Here is a 19048-nt window from a genome sequence, read left to right as displayed (position 1 = left end):
CGATAAGCAGCAGCCCGCTCTGCTCGCGTTCGCATCATGCAAGACCTCTCGCGCTGGTACATCTCATCGCGGGCTTGTCGAAGTGCGTTGCGCACGGCGTATCGGAGTTCGCCTTTGATTCCGACAACTGTGGTCGAGGTGGGACAAAAACCCGTCAGAAGCTGCAGCGCGCGCGCCTTGATCTCATCGAAATACGGACTAACGCGCACTGATAGCTCTCCTCTGGCGTTTGATGCTACGGAATTTATGTTCCTCGATAGTCACATTCATGGCATCGCTATGGCGAGGTGATCATTGTGGATAAGAGAGTAGTTGCGTCATTCAGCTTACGGATCACGCAAGTCGTGGCTGCTTGCAATGACGAAGGTATCCCCGCATGCCGACTGTCGGATCGTCGCCAGAGGCATCCGCATAGCGCTGTTTGGCGGCAAGCAAGGGGAATTCCGCTCATCTCGCATCGTCCATAGCGGCGTTCGACGCTTGTGAGGGCGCATGAACGCAGGTCTGCTGGATGGAGAGCTCGCCAAACCATCTCCTCGAGCAAATCGCACGTCCGCCGGCGCACAATTGGTCTTTCGGAAGTGCGATATAACTGCGGCCGACCAAATATGGTCGGCGACACAGCGCAGGTGTGACCGGGTGAGTGGAGTGCCGTCGCAACGAAAAATCATCCGGGCACCCCGCACGGAGGACGTCTGCGCCGCCGGTCTGGCAATGCGTTGGTCAATGCCCGTCAGTGACCGCGGTGAGCCATCGGCGAACGTGTCCCTGTTTTGAGAAGGCTAGCTGATTAGGACCGCAGCTAGCTCAACGTGACCGTGTGCGCAAGCGGAGATGCATTGGCGACGCTGTCGCGCTGCTTGCTGGCAACGCGGTGGGAGGCTCGTTGGCGATGAAAGCCGACGAGACGTGCTGGTCGTTTTCGGACCGGAACATTAACGATCAAGCATGGTGCGCGGAATGTTTCTGATACGTCCGGTGACAGTCTCATAGAGGCGTGCGCCAGGGTAGGGAGCTGCTTGCAGGCATGGGTCGTCGACCAATGGTTTTCGACCCTCTCGTTCCTGACCGGTACGTCGATGCCGCTCTTCGATATCAGGGGACTCGCCGCAAGAACTCTATTGCGGCGGGCCCAGCATCCGATCTCTATTGGATGGGAGGAAAGCTCAACGACGTTTCACTAGGCTCCATTTCTTGACCACCGCCTCGCTGAGATGCCGAGCATTCTCAGCACAGGCGATTTCGTCGACTTTTACGGAGATCTTCTTGCCGACAAGCCCTTTCAGCTGATCGTCCGCGCCGGGGATTGTGAGGAGCTCGAACGTCTCCGGGCCAGTCTCCAGGTCGCATAACCCACTTGGTGAGGGCAGCTGGCGCGGTTCTGAAGTGATCTGGTAAGCGGCCACTTTCTTGCCGCTCCTCGGCTCGAGCACCTTCAGCACATTGAGTTCGCCCGACAATACGTCGCCGATATTGATCGGTTTGCCGGCGGCAAGCTGCTGATGTGCCGGCTCCTGCGCGCCGGCAGGCCCATAACGAAGGCTGGCCAGCAGAATGCATGCGAGGGCGAAGGCGATGGCCGGTCTGTCTTTTGTCATTCGAATGTGTTCCATAGCTATAGTTGAAGGGGTGGGCGCGTCGCGGACATCGCGGCACGTCGCCCCATGCACGCTCGTGCCGCGTCACGAACCGTTGTTGGCACTGCCGAGGGCGTGCGCTCCCGTTAGAGTGCCCTGGGGAAACGTGAAGCAGCGCGGGCATGCGAAGCTGATCTCAAGAGTCGAATGGCCAGACCCTGCTCAGCCGACGCCATTAATTTCGGATTGGATTGCGCTTGCCGTGTACAGGGAGGCATCTAACGCTAGATTTCCAAACGCGACTTGGCACAAGAGGTAGTTCGCACCTGCCTCTTCCAGATGATTGCGAAGCGTTTGGCACACAGATGATGGCGTTCCGACGACGCACAACTCACTTTCGAGTGCACCCTCGAAGGTCAGCGGCAGGTTAGGTGGAGTCGGGATACCATTCAGCTCGTACAGGAATTTAAAGCTTTCCAGCCATCGCTCGTAAGCACTTGTGGCGAGCCAATAGGCATCTGCGTGAGAGCTTGCAATCACGATCATGCGCAGCAATCCAAGAAAGGGCTGTTCGTCACTGGCTTTAGGATCGGCGTCTTGATGCGCGCGGAACGCATCAGTAATTTTTCGGACAGCGGAGGAGGGGCCAAGACATGCCAGATTTGCGCGCCTTGTGGCAGCCCAAGCTGCAGTTTCCGGTCGATTGGTAGCGACCCAAGTCGACGGATATGGACGCTGATGGGGCCCTAGCGTCAAGGGAGCCCCGTTCAATTCGAAATACTGCCCCTTATAAGACAGCGTGCCACCTTTCATCGCACTCATGAGGATTTCACTGGCTTCGTCGTAACGGCCTGGCGCCACGTCCGCAGTAATCCCGAAGTAGCCCCATTCAATTGGCGCGGAGCCACGCCCGATGCCCAGCTCGAGCCTGCCCGCGCTCAAATGGTCGAGCATGCAAACCTCTTCGAATGCACGGAGCGGATGATAGAGATTGAGTAGCATCACCAGCGGGCCAAGCCGAAGTCGACGCGTGCGCTGTGCGACGCTTGACAAGAACAAGTTCGGCGAAGGACCTCTACCATGCGGCGTGCAATGGTGCTCTGCCACATGATAGGCATAGAAACCGAGGCGATCGTATGCCTCGGCCAGTACGAGGCGGTCGGCATACTGTCGAGAGACATCACGTCCGTCCTCGTCCAGATGATCAAAGATGCCGCAGGTTATCTTTGAAGGAAGTGTGCTGTTCACTCATTCATCTCCAAGTTTGGGTTCAAATTTTGGGGGTAAGCCCGGTCGTGTTTTCCGGCCCAGCGACGTCATGGACACTGATGCGTGTTCGGCTCCGCCGGCTGCTAGCCAATGCTCGTCAGGCGGGGAGCAAATGGAGCCGATCGTGCGATGTCACTCACAGCGGCAAGGAATGTATCCATTTGCGCTCTTGTGCCGATGCTGACGCGGATCCGATCCTCAAGCCCCTTATCGGGAAAGAAGGCGACAAGTATCTTGCGGTCTTCCAGAGCTGCTTGCCACCATCTGCCGTCGTGACCCGCGGGCACGCGGGCGAGCAAGAAATTGGCGTGAGAGGGCGCCACAGCAAAGCCTAGATGAGACAGGGCGGTCGTAACGCGCTCTCTTTCATCCCGAATGTGTCTGTGGTTCTCCTCGTAAGCGTCGCGATGCGCAAGAACGCTGAGGCCGACCGCATGACCAATCACGTTCATGCTGAAAACGTTTTGGATATTGCGAAGCCTTCCGATAAGCTCAGGATGGCCTAAGCCGAAGCCGACGCGGATGCCCGCGGCAGCGTAGCTTTTCGAAAATGTCCTCAGGATCAGGAGATTCGGATATCGGCCGACAAGGCGAAGGCCATTATCAGGCGCAAAGTCGACATAGGCCTCGTCCAAGACGACGAGACGGTCGGATTCTGCGACAAGATGTTCGATATCTTTAACTGGAACGAAGGTCCCGGTCGGGTTGTTCGGGTTGGCTAGCAGAATGAACTTGGCTTTTCTCGCCGGCCCATGAAGCAGCTCCTCTGTGGGTAACGAGTCAACGTCCAGGCACCCGATTTCAAGGAACTGGGCCCCCTGCAACAGGGCAAGTTTGCGATTGAATGTGAAGCCTGGGGAGACCATCGCCACGCTGTCACCCGGGGCAAGGAAGGCTCGGTAAACGAGCCCGAGAAGCTCAGATGATCCGTTGCCGGCAATCACATGGTCGGTCGGCACGCCGTAAGAAGCGGCGGCTGCTTGCCTCAAACCAAGATTGTCATCCTCGGGATAAAGGTATTGTCGCTCGAGGGCCGCAATTGCACCTTGCCTCACTATATCCGGTAGTGGAAACGGATTCTCGTTCGTGTTTAGCTTCACATAGCTTCCATCCGGGGCCGGTTGGCCGGCAGGCAGAGTACTTAACTGGCTCGCGACAGGAGCTAGGGCAGAAAGCACACTGCGAAGTTTTGCGTCCGACATCGTTTTCTCCCTTTGGTCGACTAGCGCTAGCTGCAGTTGCTTTGAATGACCCGCCTCGGCTCCTTTCGGTGCTTATGGTGGGCGGAGAGGCACGTTCAATCAGCGGCGACCAACCAAGCCATTGAGCAAATCAGGCCGCTGCCGCACATTGAACCACCTCACCGTAGCAGCGAGAGCCGGAACGATATGAAACAGACGAACGATCGATCCTTGAACGAGTGTTGCTTGCGTGGGCTTAAACGCTCAATTTATGGGATGCTTATTGCCGTATCTTGCGTTGGCGGAGATACCATTCCTGCGTTGGTCCAGGTACCAAATATCGGCCCGGAGAGGTCGCTTCTCACGCTCCGCAGTACGGCTATCGCTTGGCCGCAACCATGCCGATAGACCTTCACCAAAGATCGATCAGAGTTCGAGATGAAACGCAACGTCCCCGTAAAGTGTCGGCCGCGCAGCGCCGCAACGTTTATACGGCGGCAGATCGGGCAGCTCTTGAGCGCGTGGCTAATAACGGGCTCGGCTGGGGTGCCAGTCGCGACCTCGGGCTCAGCCTTTTCAATGTAATTGTCCAGCTCTTTTTGTTCGGAAAGGCTGATGGTTCCGGAGTCAGCTCTTAAGCCAAGCTCATACATGCGGTCCATCTCTGCATCGCGCTGTTGCCGCTTTCGCAGCTCTTCTTCGCGCTCGGCCAAAAGTTGCTGCTGACGCTGACGCAGCTCCTGAAGGCCTTCATCTTTACCGCTGTCCGAGGATTGCTTAATCGCTTCAGCAAGTGAAACCTGGCTTGCCTTATAGCGTCTGTCAGTCTCTTGGCGCTGCATCATCTCCTGGCTCAGGCCGGGAGCAAGCTCAGCCATCTCGTTGACCTTTGCCTGGCTGACGTACGTCTCGTTTCCCTGCGCATCGACGTATATCAAACTCGTGTAGACGGCCGACGTCTCCGTGGTCCACATCGGAGGGTACGGCCCGTCGATGAAACCGAACACGGTATCGTTCAAAGTCCCGCCGCCGACATAATAGTTGACCAAGGTCTGCCGGAACTCGAGCTGGTGCTGCCCGACCGATGTATTCGAGCTGCCGTGATCGACAACATCTTCGATGAACAGAACGCCCGGCATGCCCGGGTGCGAATCGATGTACTTCTGGGCGTATTCGCGCCTACGATCCTGAGATTGCTTAGTTTCGGGCGCCGGGCCATAGACGTCGAGCAGAAAGGCAAGCGTCGCGCTGATGTCATTGGGCTCAGCTTCGCCAGTCGCTTCCACGCGGGCCTTTGCCGCTGCACCATCGGGGTTTACTGACCTTAGATGGGACGGACGATCTGCAGCGCGCTTTAAGGCGACACCCGGGCTTGGACCATCGAGTGGTTGGACGATCGCTGGGCCTAGCTCTCTGTCGGATGTCAAATGTCGCGCATCGGCGTGAGCTTGCACGAGGGCAATTGCGCCGCAAGCTGCGAGTATCTTCCGCATCAGAGCGCTCCTCGTTCCGGCGTATCACGCAGCTGACGGTGCCAAGACGGCGGCGATCGCATCAGTTCAAGGAGACGAAGCCCGTAGCGACGCTCCCCGCCGCTCAAGCAAAACGCCAGGCAAGAATAGTCCAGAGGCGATGCCGACTGGTTTGTCTCAACAGGCGTAAGCAGGTCCTCAGGATCGTCAGGAACAGGGTACATGGCAGCGAGCACCGCCCGGAAGCAGACAAACAAGAGTCCCGCAATTGCTGTCGCGAAGAGGACAAACGCGACGAACGCGCCGCCGTCAACGCTACGAGGACGTTTCACAATTCCACCCATTCATTGATATGCAAGCCACGGTGTTCCGATGCGACGAGCTTTGCTATTCGGCGGGTTCGACAACATGGTCGTGCCAGCGATAAACGAAAAAGCCGGGCCCCTCATTGTCCCCCTTGTGGTCGAAATGAACCCTGCCGATAACTGTTTCGATTGGCGCAGCCCGGAGCGCGGCTGCGACTTGAGGGCCGTCGAAGGTGCCGGCCCGCTTGACGGCGTCCGCCCATGCCTGAACCGCGGCATAAGCGTAAAGAGTGTAGCCTTCCGCAGACCGGTTGGAACGTTCCAGCCTTGCAACTGCCTCCGCTGCCTGGGCGTTCTTCGTAGCATCAGGCATGAAGGTAAACAGGGTGCCATTTGCAGCGTCGCTCGCGATGCTCCAGAACTCGCCGGTCATGAGAGCATCGTTCGCCATGACGTTGATGCCGGCGCCTGCCTCTGCAGCCTGACGAACAATCAAGCCAATCTCGGTGTAATAACCGCCGATATAAGCGAGCTTAATTCCTTCGCGCTTCAGCCGTGAGACGACTGCCGTGTAGTCCTTTTCGCCCGCAATATAGCTCTCCCTCATTGCCACCTTTACACCTGCTTGCTCAAGACGCGACGCAACGACGTCGGCAATTCCTTTGCCAGCGGTGCTCTTGTCGTCAAGGACGGCGATCTTCGTCTCTGGATAGTGTCGCAGAATGTATTCGGCCGCCACAACGCCTTGTTGGTCGTCCCGGCCGCAGGTCCGAAACACATTCTTCAGACCACGCTCCGTCAGGCGAGGATTGGTCGAGCCAGGTGAGATTTGGATAACAGCGGCTTCGGCGTAAACGTCGGACGCCGGAATCGACGAAGCCGAGCAAAAGTGGCCAACGACCAATTTGACCTGGTCCATGGTCAACCGATTCGCAACTGCAACGGCCTGCTTGGGATCGCAAGCGTCATCGGCGACCCGCAGTACGACCTTTGTGTCGCTAAGCACGCCGGAGGTATTTAAGGCATCTACCGCCGCGGCAGCGCCGTCGCGCATCTGAGCACCGAGCGCAGCAGTGGTGCCGGTCATTGGTCCCGCGACAGCGATCGTGATGTCAGCCGCCGGTGCGGCGGAAATGGAAGCAGAAGCGGCAAACGCGCAAGCTGTAAATGCAAAGACTCGAGAGAATGACATTAGAAGGGTCTCATCCTGACTTGTTGCGATGATCTAGCTGAGCCTTCCGTCTGAATGGGGGCCCACGCCCTGCCGCGTCGGCCTCAATCAAACGAGAGTCCCATCAGTCCGATGGGGCCACGCGCGCCTATCTGCGGCTCACCAGTGCAACGTTCGCGCTGCTCGCCAGACACTCGTGCTTGGAAGATGCTACAATTTGACGTTACGTGCGATTCAAGCCCCTTCGAGCTATCCTCCAAATCACGCTGGGAATCGAGTTCGCGCGGCGCGGTTGAGCACATGTTCATCCAACCGTCCCGCTGCAGGTGGCGAGAGTGGCTGATGCGAAACTTTCGCTCACGCCCCACCAGAGGCCAATACCAGCGTCAGGGAGCCAGAAAGTAGACGACGGGCTGAGTTCTCCCGTACGTCAGCATCGAGCCTGGGTACAGACATGGGTGATCGACGGCTGATCGAGCGCTCCAGGATTACCCATTCGAGCCCACGTGATCGTCCGGCCCTCCTTGCTATCCTTTTGCTTGACACTTGTCGGCGAGGACGAAAGTCAGGTTGAGAAGATCGAAGCGTCTGCGAGCCTTTTAAAGCAGCAGGCGGACCGATCCGCCCCCTCATATCACCAGACACTTTGAGAACCAGAGCGCACCGAGGGTCGTGCTTGCAACGGCACGGGTACGAAGTCTTGGTTGAATGTTTCGGCGGCTTCATCTGGGATAATTATGCCGTCGCCTCGAACATCAGTTCGCACGCGTTGGGCCGCTTACAAGGCCGGCAATCCGCAGATAGGTGTCGTGATCTGAAGTGGCCAAAACGGTGCGCGAAATGTCGCGATGGCAATCAAGAACATTGGAGCGTTCCAAAGTGTGGCTCAGGCACACTTCAATGATGGGCGGCCAGGCATGCAGGGAAGAGCGCCTCGTCCTCCTAAGAAGCGAAGCGGGAATCGTTCAATGCCTCATAAAACCTCATGTTCGCCCCGTCGTGGTCGACGGCTGAGCGAGGCTGGAGGGGTTGCCTGAGCGGGGCCGGTTCTCCAAGGCGCTAAGCGCGAGATCGAGATACCGCATGAGGCTTGGATCCCAGCCCGCCAGGGTCCGCGGTGTGCTTAATCTGGTGAGAACCTTGAGAATGGTGGAAACGGTCGAATCGACCCCAGCGATTTCCGTGATAAGCGAGCGAGCCTGAACCGCCACCGCGGTTGACCGCTCGCTATAAGGCTGCTCGCCGCGCTCCATGCACTCACGCAAGCGGTCGCGTATCTGTCGCCAGCGGTCCTCTCGATCTTCGTCTAGATCGCATTCGCACTGCCCTGTCTGGTTGCGCTGCTCATCGCGGGACATTGCATCGAGAGTGGCGGGAAGCTGATCCACACTGACCTGTATTTCACCAGGCATGGTCATATTGCGCAAACGATCTCGCAGCATGGTTGTACGCGCTACCTGAAGTTCAATTTGCTCCAAATGCTTGTGCAACAGTTCAGTGAGCGACGTCCTGCCGTCCATCGCTCTGCGAATCTCTTCGAGCGAGAAACCAAGCTCACGCAGAGCACGGATTTGATACACGCGCTTGAGACTCTCGCGGTCGTACATCCGGTGACCGCCGTCAGTGCGCTCAGACGCAGTGAGTAAGCCCATGTGCTCATAGTGATGCAGCGTGCGCACCGTTACGCCGGTCGCCTCTGCAAGTTCGCCAATGCGCCATCGACGCCTTCGTGGTGTAGCTTTTGTCATGGTTCTCAAGTTTGAAGCCTACAACCTGACGTCACGTGAGATTCAAGCGATTTCAAGGGTCTAGCTGAATCGTCACCATTCGATGCGACTGACATGGGCTTTGGTGGACGCCGCATGATCAAGCGGCAGACGCAATTGCGTCCATCAAGCTCCTCAATGACCCCAGCCCACCTTCGCCTCCGCCGGCCCGCTCGAGAACAAGCTTGGCGATTGCTGTGCGATTGTCGGAGGTCTGCATCGATGGGGGTAGCATCGCGATTGCCTCATCAAAAATCCTTCCCAACACCGAAAGCTCTTCCGGATCATAGACACCACTGCACTGCTGCAACATTCGCTCCGTGTGTATCGTTGCACTGGAGAGGCGCACGTGGCCACAGCGTTTGGCGGCGGTAGGGCAAAAATCAGACGGACCGGGGGCGTACAACGACGAAGATGCCTTGTGCGTTCCAGTGATGCCGTCATGCAACATAGTTCTTGCAGCACGGTTCGGAAGTATCGCGCGCGTGATGTGCAATAAATAAGCCGATGGGAGTGTTGTTATACGTGCGCCGCCAACGGGCTAGCTGTTTGTTTTCAGACACCCAATGCCCGACACAACCCAGTCCGGATACATGACGATGCGTGGTCTGATACAGGGCTGGCGAGAAGCAGTCGTGGTATTATGTCGGCCACGCGATGCTTCAGAGCGCGTCGTGCCAGCGCGACAATGTGTCAAACGGCCTGACAACGAATCGCTCTCGATGAATGAATGATTGGCGGCGTCGGTTACTCATCACCGCGCGTGATGACAGACATTCACGCGGTCGATAGGTGCGGCGCAAACCATAGATCGTTGCGTGGTCGCAGTGGCAAGCGTCAGTGCGGATGCTGAGGAGGATCGCGGGCGACCCAAACAGTATGAGCTGCATGGTCATAATCGAATCATGTGCTGTCCGTGTAAGAGACGGAGAGACGGTGTGAGTGCGTTGGGCAAGCGGCTCGCCTTGGCGCGGTTTGCCTCAGGCCGGTCCTGAGCAATTGGATTTGTTGGACGATGCGATGCTTAAGGCACTCGACATGTGAACGTGCCTGCTAAAGCGTTCGTAGGGCAGACCCGATTCGAGCGCTCTGCGGAGCGGGACCGCACGTGCTCTATCATCGTGAGCCTATTCGCGCAATGAGTGTCCATGCGGCCCAGAGCATCTAGGGCAGTCGATTCGGACCTCAAGACGGCCCAGCAGGAATATTACGCTGTCGAACGCTTGTCTGCGTAAGCACCTGGAAACTGCGCGCCGCGCGAAGGATCGAATTGGAGGGAGGTCTATTGGCAACGTGTCAGCGTGCACTCTGACACGTCCATCAAAACGGCTCCCTTGCCTAATCGAGACGGACAAAGTGTCCTGTTCAAGAAAACTGCCCGTGGCCGATAAAAGCAAGCCAGCTCATTATTTGAGAGGTGGGTGGGCAGTATTGGGAGCCCCGGCCACAGATCTCGGCTCCAGGTCCTGAAAAACACTCCAAGAGCTGGTGCTAAGGTGCGAACGAATCTGGATCGATTGCTGAATCACTCGGTGGCTTCGCCGATGCCTCAGCCGCTTGGAGCAGAGGGGAATGTCAGCGGAGGCTCGGGTGGGGGCTTGCTCACACAGCTAATAAAGACCTGTAGGTAGATCGCGACAACTACATCGTGATGCAGCCACGACGAGAATGGGGCCGCCGGCCGCCACCGGTCGTATAGGCCAGCATTGCGGTTGATTCGCCCTCCCGGGAAACCGAGAGGGACTCCGAAGAGCAAGAGGGTTACTGCAGAGAGCCCCGCGCGACCGCGATCCTAGCGCGTTAGGCCTGGTGCTCGGTGGCGCGCACGGGAGCCATACGAGACGCTTCCTGAAGTAAGAGTTCGCGCATCCAGATGCTAGCCGGATCACTGTTGTGAAACGCGGGCCATTGGAGAGCTTCGGTGAATGCCGGAAATGGCAGAGAAATATCAGCTATCCGCAGGGGCATGGTTTTGTCGAAATGGTTAACCAGCCTTGAGGGTATCGTCGCGATACGACCGGTGTCCGCGAGCAGGGGCGGGATCATGCCAAAACTCTGCACAACGATCTCGACTCGTCGCTTAAGGCCGCGCTCGAGCAAAAGAGTCTCTTCTATCGTTGGAACTTGTGTACGTCCGAATCTCACTGCAACGTGGCCCATCGACATGTATTTCTCGAACGTAAGTTGGCGCGACAGTTGCTCGTTCGTCGGGCAGCCTACGCAGACGAGCCGCTCCTCGAACAAAGGCGCCTTAGGGTGCGCGTTCGACATGAACAATTCCGGTAAGATAAGAAAATCGACCTCGCCGCGTCGGATAAGATCATCGGGCTCGTCACCGAGTGGCAAAAATTCAAAACAGATCGCGGGAGCCTCCCGGGCAATGCGCTCCACGATATTCCGAAAAAACACCACCGCCATGAAATCGGAAAGAAGAATCCTGAAGCGGCGATTCGATTCGGCCGGGTTGAAAACGTCCTTTGAAATGACAGAGAGCTGGATGTGCAGAAGAGCTTCGCGAATTGGACCGGCAAGGCTTTCCGCGCGCGGCGTTGGGACGAGTTCTCGTCCTCTCATGGTAAAGAGTTCGTCCCCGAAATACGCGCGCAGTCGACCAATGGCGGCACTCATCGCCGGTTGGCTCAGGTTGATGCTCCGCGCCGCAGCCGTGACGTTACGCTCAGCCATCAGAGCGTTGAGTGCGACGAGCAGGTTTAGATCAAAGCCTTTAAAACGCATTCTGTACTTAAGAACCGGTGTTTGTGTGCGTGACCTTAGCGAGCATTATCCCAGAGCCTCACCTTCTTCGACTTGGCTCGTTCAGCCTACGAGGGATTCGTTCTCATAGGCGGCCGAACAGATCTGACGCCAAAGCAGCAAGCTTCCATACAAGTCGACGCCCGCCTTGACGTAGGGCCATTGGCCCGCAGGCGGGAAAACCAGTTATTTTGAGCTGAGGTGCGCGCCGTGACGCCCAGCAGAACCGCCACAGCGCTATCGATGCCGAGTAGTGTTGAGCTTCGTTGCATTGCTTACAACCTGACGCAATGGGCGATTCAAGAGGGCTTACTTGCGAAGATATAAATCGTCGTTTAGCACCGAATAGAGTCTCGCCACAGCTGTGCCTGGCTAGGCGGAGCTCTAGATCCTGTTTTGCGATGATCTGGTCAAATGCCGTCTCCGCCTTCTCGGAGCGGCCCAGAGCCTGTGCGCGAAATCACTAGCGGGTAGTCCGAGCAATGAACAAGTGCGCTCGGGAACGGAGACTGAGCTGCGCTGAATCCAGTTGGCTGTGAGATAGAGTTGGGACTGCCATATAGGTGCGGAAACAGGCTCGCGCGAGCTGCTGGGCAGCGCACCTGCGGGAAGGCACAGCAAAGTCGAGTGAGCCGACGGACCAGCGCCCTCGAAAGGCGCGACCATCTGACGCAGTAAATGAATTGAGCATGCTTAGCACTGCTTGCGGCTTTCAGTGGTCCTTCGCGGACAATCCATGCAGGAAGCTTCCTCCAAAAATATTTGTCGCAGCCAAATGCTTCCCGGATCAGAGTTGTGAAGCGCTGGCCATTGGACCGATTCCGTAAAGTCCGGAAGTGGGAGCGGTGGTTCGAGGATGCGCAGGGGTGTTGTCTTTGCAAAAAGCCTTGCCAGCCTTGATGGCATTGCCGCTATACGGTCCGTCCCCCACAGCATCGGCGGGATCATGGTAAAGCCTTGCACCGCGACGTCGGTACGTATCTTCCAGCCGTGCTCAATGAACAGCCATTCCTCCAGGTTGGGCCTTATTCCAGATCCGAACCGGGCGACGACATGGCCCATCGACATGTAGTCGTCAAATGTGAGCTCGCCAGGCACGTGCTTGTTGTTGCGGCAAGTCACGCACACGAACCTGTCCTCGAAAAGTGTCGCCTTAGGGTGCAAGTTCGTCATGAACCGATCTGGGAAGATCAGAAAGTCCACTTCGGCACGGCGAAGAAGTTCATCGGGCTCGTCGGCGAGTAGCAATTCGAAGCTGACGCCGGGAGCCTCACGAGCGAGGCGGTCGACGATCTTTTTAAAGAAGACGACCGTCATGAAATCGGAAAGAATGATTTTGAAAACACGAGTTGATTGCGCGGGGTCGAAGCCATCGGGCGAAATGATGGAGAGCTGAATGTGCGACAGCGCCTCCCGTATCGGGCCGGAAAGCCCTTCCGCACGTGCTGTTGGAACAAGCTCGCGCCCCCGCATCGTAAATAGCGTATCGCCGAAATAGTCGCGCAAGCGCGCAACCGCCGCGCTCATTGCCGGCTGGCTGAGGTTGATCCGTCGAGCTGCCGCAGTCAGATTACGCTCGGTCATTAGAGCATCGAGCGCCACGAGTAGATTGAGATCCAGGCCTTTGAAACGCATGGTCTGTTCTTATCCATAGTGTGGATGTGTTTCATAAAAACAATCGATTTTACCAATTCTTCCGAATGCCGGATAGCAAACCTCAGTTTAGAATTGGGGCATATCAAGATGGTTATCGAGCTTTGCTCTGAGGTCGAGAGATACTCTCTGCTGCGCGCTGGGCATCAATCGAGGCGCGTCTGCCTTGCTTTGGTTTTCAAGGGCTTGGGTAGGCTGTTTGGCGAAGGTGTCGCGCGACGGCTTCTGGCTAGTGTCGGTCAGAGCCAGCTGCAGACAAACCTTCGTATGGTTTTTTCAAATGTTTTTATATTCTCCACTGTCTTACGTACGATTGAGCAAACCATAAATCTCGCTCTAGGGTGGCCACAGATCGGACGGCACCAAGTTCACGTGCCGCATGCGTATGCGAACCGATCAGTCGAAGCGAACTTCAATCAAGTTCAATTAAAGCGGCGAGCAAAGTCGATGCTGGATCTCGTGCGCGTGGCACACGCGCTCGACGTCATCTCTGTCGTGGAGAATGATCCTTCTGTGCGCGAGGTGTTGATTGGCATGTTGTTTTCCATGGGCTACGTCGCAGAGCCGTTCTGCAACGCCGATGAGTTCTTGAGGTCCAACACTCGTGCGTACACCTCGTGCTTGATTGCGGATCTGCAGCAGCTGAACGTGGCGGGGCTCGAGCTGGGTGAGTGTCTGGCTGGCTCGGGGAGGCCTATCCCCGCCATTCTGCTCACGAACCATCTCTTCGCCGAGAGCCGCACAGCGCCGCGGCTAGGCGGCATCTCCTATTACCTGAGCAAGCCCTACAGCGAACGTGAGCTGGGCGCCTGCATCAAATCCGCACTCAAAGGCCGGGCGGCGGGTAGGAGTGGGGCATGAACATTGCCGTGTCGACTCCTTCGGTAGGCCCGTCCATGCGCTCTCAGGTACGCTGGAAAGTCTTTTGGGAAAACGAGCTGCGTCTCGCCGATCACATCGAGCTGTCCGACTTTTTCCGAAAGACGTACGGACCGACGGGCGCATTCAATGCAAAGCCATTCGACGCCCACCGAAGTTGGGCTGGTGCGAGGCCTGAGATTCGGGTCATCGGTTACGACGCGCGTGGTATAGCCGCTCACGTTGGCATACTGCGTCGTTTCATCAAGGTCGGCGAGGTCGACGTGCTCGTGGCCGAGCTCGGATTGTATGGGGTGCGTCCGGATCTCGAGGGACTCGGCATTAGCCACTCAATGCGCGTCATGTATCCGGTTCTGCAGCAGCTCGGTGTGCCCTTCGGGTTCGGCACAGTCCGGTATGCGCTCGAGAAGCATCTTACCAAGATGCTCGTGCGTCAGGGGCTGGCAAACATCCTCTCGGGGCTGCGAGTGCGGTCTACGCTTGCCGATGTCTATCTAAATGTGCCGCCAACCCGGGTCGAGGACGTCCTCGTGGTGGTCATGCCCGTTGCCAAGTCAATGAGCGATTGGCCGAGCGGGACCATGATTGATCGGAACGGGCCAGAGCTGTGACACATTTTCAGGTCTTGTCAGAGGTGCGCAGCGAAGGTCTGGGCCGGATCGAAAGGCCCGGCGTCTATTTCACCTTCGATGACGGTCCCAATCCGCGCTTCACAGCGGATATTCTCGACGTGCTCGCTGAACACAAAGTGTCCGCCACATTCTTTGTGATCGGCGCGTATGCGCTCGAGAATCCGAAACTGATCCAACGTATGGTCGCAGAAGGGCACGAGGTTGCGAACCATACGATGACCCATCCGGATCTGTCCCGATGCGATCCTGCAGAAGTCGAACGACAGGTCTTCGCGGCAAGCAGCGCAATCAGGATGGCCGACCCGCAGGTATGCCTGCGGTACATGCGGGCTCCCTACGGCATGTGGACCGAAGAGGTTCTCGCGGTCTCTGCCAGAGCGAGCCTCACCGCTGTTCACTGGACCATAGATACACGAGACTGGGCTCGTCCTGGCGTCGACGCAATTATCGAGACCGTGCTGTCCTCGGTGCGGCCGGGTGTGATCGTGCTGTTGCACGATGGGTCTCCTCCGGAGGAGCTGAGTTGGAGCTCCGATGCCGCTCTGCGCGACCAGACCGTCTCCGCACTCTCTCGCCTGATTCCGCAATTGCATGAACGCGGATTTTCGATCCGCTCGCTTCCCAAGCCCCACTAACAAACTGGCTTCTTATGAACCTGCTTGCTACAACCAGTACTGTTGCTATCTCTTGCTATGCGCTGCTCTCGACTGTTTATCGAAGCGTACAGGCGCTCTATGCGCAACCGATAGACGCATCACTCTTGTCCGACCGGTCGGACGAGACTGGCGTTCTGCCGAGCGTGGATGTCATCGTCCCCAGCTTTAACGAAGATCCGCGCACGCTCTCGGCGTGCCTTCGGTCCATAGCCGACCAGGACTACGCTGGAAGGCTGCGGGTCTATGTGGTGGACGATGGCTCGGAAAACCTTGAAGCGGTCGTACCGGTGCACGACACCTACGCCCAAGACCCGAGGTTCAACTTCATTGTGCTCCCAAAGAATGCGGGAAAGCGCAAAGCGCAGATCGCGGCGATACGCCGTTCATCTGGAGATCTGGTGCTCAACGTTGACTCGGACACGATACTTGCCCCCGATGTGGTCACCAAACTCGCATCGAAGATGCAGGATGCGAGCGTCGGCGCTGCCATGGGGCAGCTGACAGCAAGCAACCGGAGCGACACCTGGCTAACCAGGTTGATCGATATGGAGTACTGGTTGGCGTGCAACGAGGAACGCGCGGCACAAGCTCGTTTTGGAGCCGTCATGTGCTGCTGCGGCCCCTGTGCAATGTACCGCCGATCGGCGCTCCTTTTGCTGTTGGACCAGTACGAGACGCAGTTTTTTCGAGGAAAGCCGAGCGACTTCGGTGAGGATCGGCACCTGACGATCCTCATGTTGAAAGCAGGGTTTCGAACGGAATACGTTCCTGAGGCAGTGGCGGCGACAGTCGTTCCGGACACCTTGGGGCCTTATCTGCGGCAACAGCTCCGATGGGCACGGAGCACTTTCCGAGATACTTTTCTCGCACTGCGGCTGCTGCCTGGCCTCGACCGCTATCTCACACTAGATGTGGTCGGGCAAAATCTTGGCCCGCTACTTCTCGCGCTCTCGTCGCTGACGGCCCTGGCGCAGATCTTGTTCACGTGTACCGTGCCGTGGTGGACCGGGCTGATGATCATATTGATGACCGCCGTTCGTTGCGGTGTGGCGGCTCTCCGTGCTCGTCAACTTCGGTTCCTTGCCTTTTCTCTGCACACACCCATCAACATCTTCCTGTTACTCCCACTAAAGGCATATGCGCTCTTCACATTGAGCAACAGCGACTGGCTGTCTCGTAAAGCGGTCCAATTGCCGGCAGATCTCGGCAAACAGGTCGTTGACCGAAAAGCTGCTCATCGAGAAGGCGCTCTGGAACGGGCGCAGCGCCCCGGATCACACCGCAGGGTAGATCTTGCGGCCGGTCGTTCAAGGCGGGTCGTATCCGAGACCCTCTGCCGCGGCGAGTCAACGGGACGTGCCGGCTAAGGAAGAAGTCGTGAATCTGGAGAAGCAATATCAAGCCTTGGAGCTGGAGTTAGCGGCGGACGATCCCTGGCGTCTCGACGGAAACCCGTTCGAGCGGGAGCGTCACACGCAAATGCTCCGCCTGGCGCGCTCGCAAGATCGCATTACGAATGCGCTCGAGGTCGGCTGCGCCGCCGGCGCATTCACCGAGAAGCTCGCGCCCCACGCTCAACGGCTGACGGTCGTGGACGTCATGCCGCGCGCCATCGGCCGGGCGTGCCAAAGGACGAAGAGGTGGTCCCACATCACGTGGATAGCCTCGGATATCCTAGAATTCACAAGCGCAGAGCGGTTCGATCTGATCGTGGTTGCAGAGATTCTTTATTATCTGAAGGACGTCGAACAGATGCGCACAGCCATCCAAAACCTGGTTCGCATGCTTGCGCCAGGTGGGAGGGTGGTTTTCGGATCCGCCCTCGACGCCACCTGTCGGCGCTGGGGACATGCCGCCGGCGCCGAGACGGTCATCTCAATCTTCAAAGAGACACTGACCGAGATCGAACGGCTGCACTGCCAAGGCGCCTCGTCCAACGAAGACTGCTTGCTCGTGCTCTTTGGGAAAGAGGGGCGAGCTCCAGAGCAGTCCAATATCCGGCCCTGACATGGAGGCACTATGCGCGTTTGCGGTATCAAGCTCACCCATGATGGGGCGGTCGCTCTTATCGACGACGGGCGCCTTGTCTTTTGCATCGAGCAGGAGAAACGAGACAATAATCCGCGCTATCAAACCATCGACAACCTTGACTGCGTCGTTGCCGCTTTGGCAGAGCACGGCCTTGCTCCGGAAGATGTTGATCAATTTGTGATCGACGGATGGGACGGGGAGGCGGAGTCGCAATTCCGGCTGCTTAGCGGGACGACTCCCGTCACTCTCAAGGGCGGCCCCTACGTCGAACGGCATCCTGAGGGCCTTCTCACGTCGCGCGACGGCTTCGGCCTCATGCTAGGCGGCCGGGACTTTCCGTATGCGAGTTATCCGCACGTGACTGGCCACGTCGCCTCTGCATACTGTACGAGCCCATTTGCAGAAGCGGGCGAGCCAGCTTTTTGCCTGGTATGGGACGGCTGCATCTTTCCACGTCTCTATCACGTGGACCACCGCGGTGCGCGGTTCGTCGACTGTCTCTTTCCGGTAATAGGGCATGTCTATGCCGTCGCCGGCCATCACTTCGGGCCATATAAGCGCGACACCAGGACCAGCTGGGACTTAGGTGTTGCCGGCAAGCTGATGGCCTATATTGCCCTCGGATACCCCAACGAAGACATCATAAAGGTGTTCGGCGAGCTATATCTTGAGCACTTTGCAGGTGAGACCGAACAGGCGCGTCGTTACCGTGCGGAGATCAACTGCCCTGAGTTATCGCTTAATGCCATGCACGACTTCTTCGACGCCAGCGCACCCCTGTTGAAGGGCAGACGGCCGGAAGATGTACTGGCATCACTTCATTGGTTCCTCGAGCGTCTTCTCGTCGAAGAGGTGATCGACGCTTTGCAGCGGCATACGGAGTTGGCCGGAGCGCGTAATCTGTGCATAGCCGGAGGCTGCGGTCTCAACATCAAATGGAACAGTGCACTCCGTCAGACCGGGCTGTTCGATGCGGTCTGGGTACCACCGTTTCCGAATGACAGCGGCTCGGCGATCGGTGCCGCTTGCGCGGCAATGGCTGCGGAGAAAGGCTTCGTCCCGCTCCAATGGTCGGTTTATAGCGGTCCGGCCCTGCGGCCCAGCGATGTGCCATCTGAATGGGAATCAACGCCGTGTAGCATGCGTGAACTTGCCGGTATCCTCGCAAGTAACAAGCCTGTGGTGTTCCTAGCCGGCAACGCCGAGCTCGGGCCACGGGCATTGGGAGGCAGGAGCATTCTGGCAGCCGCAACATCGGCGGGAATGAAGGACCATCTCAACGACATCAAAGGGCGTGAATATTACCGGCCAGTAGCCCCAATATGCCTGGAAGATCGTGCGCCAGACATATTCAACCCGGGGACACCGGATCCTTACATGCTTTTTGACCACCAGACGCGGCCCGAATGGCGGGATAAGGTCCCGGCTGTTGTACATCTCGACGGGTCTGCGCGATTGCAGACGATCTCGAGAACCTCACCGCATAAGGTCGCCGAACTTCTCGTCGAGTACGAAAAGCTCACTGGCATTCCGCTGCTCTGCAATACCAGTGCAAATCACCACGGACGGGGCTTCTTTCCGAACGCGGCAGCGGCCTGCGAGTGGGGACGCGTCGAGCATGTCTGGTGTGACGGCCTGCTCTGGACCAAAACGGTCCCAACTCAGTTAGCGCGCTCCGAGCCGCTAGTTGCAAGCTGACGTC

The 19048-nt window shown here is 57.8% G+C and carries 14 protein-coding genes; 6 read left to right on the top strand and 8 right to left on the bottom strand.

The annotated features are described in order from the left end of the window. Positions 1–1166: 1166 nt before the first annotated feature. From P6U23_RS27400 to P6U23_RS27365, 8 genes are all read right to left on the bottom strand, one after another. Complete coding sequence (locus P6U23_RS27400) at positions 1167–1598, bottom strand: hypothetical protein (protein WP_407175585.1); 432 nt, start codon at positions 1596–1598, stop codon at positions 1167–1169. A gap of 201 nt (positions 1599–1799) precedes the next feature. Next, complete coding sequence (locus P6U23_RS27395) at positions 1800–2825, bottom strand: LLM class flavin-dependent oxidoreductase (RefSeq protein ID WP_407175584.1); 1026 nt, start codon at positions 2823–2825, stop codon at positions 1800–1802. A 104-nt stretch (positions 2826–2929) separates the two neighbouring features. Next, entirely contained in the window at positions 2930–4048 is a 1119-nt protein-coding gene (gene hisC / locus P6U23_RS27390) for a histidinol-phosphate transaminase (protein ID WP_407175583.1), read from the bottom strand. A gap of 248 nt (positions 4049–4296) precedes the next feature. After that, positions 4297–5520, bottom strand: a complete 1224-nt coding sequence (locus tag P6U23_RS27385) for a hypothetical protein (protein ID WP_407175582.1) — start codon at positions 5518–5520, stop codon at positions 4297–4299. Positions 5521–5886: 366 nt separating this feature from the next. Next, positions 5887–6891 carry a branched-chain amino acid ABC transporter substrate-binding protein gene (locus P6U23_RS27380; RefSeq protein ID WP_407175581.1) on the bottom strand — a complete coding sequence of 335 codons (1005 nt, stop codon included), beginning with the start codon at positions 6889–6891 and terminating at the stop codon, positions 5887–5889. A 1067-nt stretch (positions 6892–7958) separates the two neighbouring features. Continuing rightward, on the bottom strand, positions 7959–8723 hold the full coding sequence (locus tag P6U23_RS27375; RefSeq protein ID WP_407175580.1) for a MerR family transcriptional regulator: 765 nt from the start codon (positions 8721–8723) through the stop codon (positions 7959–7961). A 1818-nt stretch (positions 8724–10541) separates the two neighbouring features. After that, on the bottom strand, positions 10542–11477 hold the full coding sequence (locus tag P6U23_RS27370) for a LysR family transcriptional regulator (RefSeq protein ID WP_407175579.1): 936 nt from the start codon (positions 11475–11477) through the stop codon (positions 10542–10544). A gap of 711 nt (positions 11478–12188) precedes the next feature. Beyond that, positions 12189–13130, bottom strand: coding sequence for a LysR family transcriptional regulator (locus tag P6U23_RS27365; RefSeq protein WP_407175578.1), 942 nt, complete (start codon positions 13128–13130; stop codon positions 12189–12191). 465 nt (positions 13131–13595) lie between these two features. Between P6U23_RS27365 and P6U23_RS27360 the strand changes: the two genes are divergently transcribed. From P6U23_RS27360 to nodU, 6 genes are read left to right on the top strand one after another with little or no spacing between them, the layout of a single operon-like run. Then, positions 13596–14009 (top strand): response regulator, encoded by a 414-nt coding sequence (locus tag P6U23_RS27360; protein ID WP_407175577.1) that lies wholly within the window; start codon positions 13596–13598, stop codon positions 14007–14009. Further along, complete coding sequence (locus tag P6U23_RS27355; protein ID WP_407175576.1) at positions 14006–14638, top strand: NodA family N-acyltransferase; 633 nt, start codon at positions 14006–14008, stop codon at positions 14636–14638. The genes P6U23_RS27360 and P6U23_RS27355 overlap by 4 nt, the downstream gene beginning before the upstream one ends. Beyond that, positions 14635–15294 (top strand): chitooligosaccharide deacetylase NodB, encoded by a 660-nt coding sequence (gene nodB / locus P6U23_RS27350; protein WP_407175575.1) that lies wholly within the window; start codon positions 14635–14637, stop codon positions 15292–15294. The genes P6U23_RS27355 and nodB overlap by 4 nt, the downstream gene beginning before the upstream one ends. 14 nt (positions 15295–15308) lie before the next feature. Beyond that, positions 15309–16682 carry a chitooligosaccharide synthase NodC gene (nodC, locus tag P6U23_RS27345; protein ID WP_407175574.1) on the top strand — a complete coding sequence of 458 codons (1374 nt, stop codon included), beginning with the start codon at positions 15309–15311 and terminating at the stop codon, positions 16680–16682. Then, positions 16609–17322: a nodulation methyltransferase NodS gene (nodS, locus tag P6U23_RS27340; protein ID WP_407175573.1), complete on the top strand. Its 714-nt coding sequence runs from the start codon at positions 16609–16611 to the stop codon at positions 17320–17322. Before nodC ends, nodS begins: the two co-directional genes overlap by 74 nt. Positions 17323–17334: 12 nt before the next feature. Further along, a complete protein-coding gene (gene nodU / locus P6U23_RS27335) occupies positions 17335–19044 on the top strand; it encodes a nodulation protein NodU (protein WP_407175572.1) in 1710 nt (569 codons plus the stop codon). Positions 19045–19048 lie beyond the last annotated feature (4 nt).

Source organism: Bradyrhizobium sp. STM 3562, assembly GCF_045571435.1.
Lineage (GTDB): Bacteria > Pseudomonadota > Alphaproteobacteria > Rhizobiales > Xanthobacteraceae > Bradyrhizobium.
Note: the sequence above shows the minus strand (reverse complement) of the source record. Positions and strands in the feature narration are given on the sequence as shown.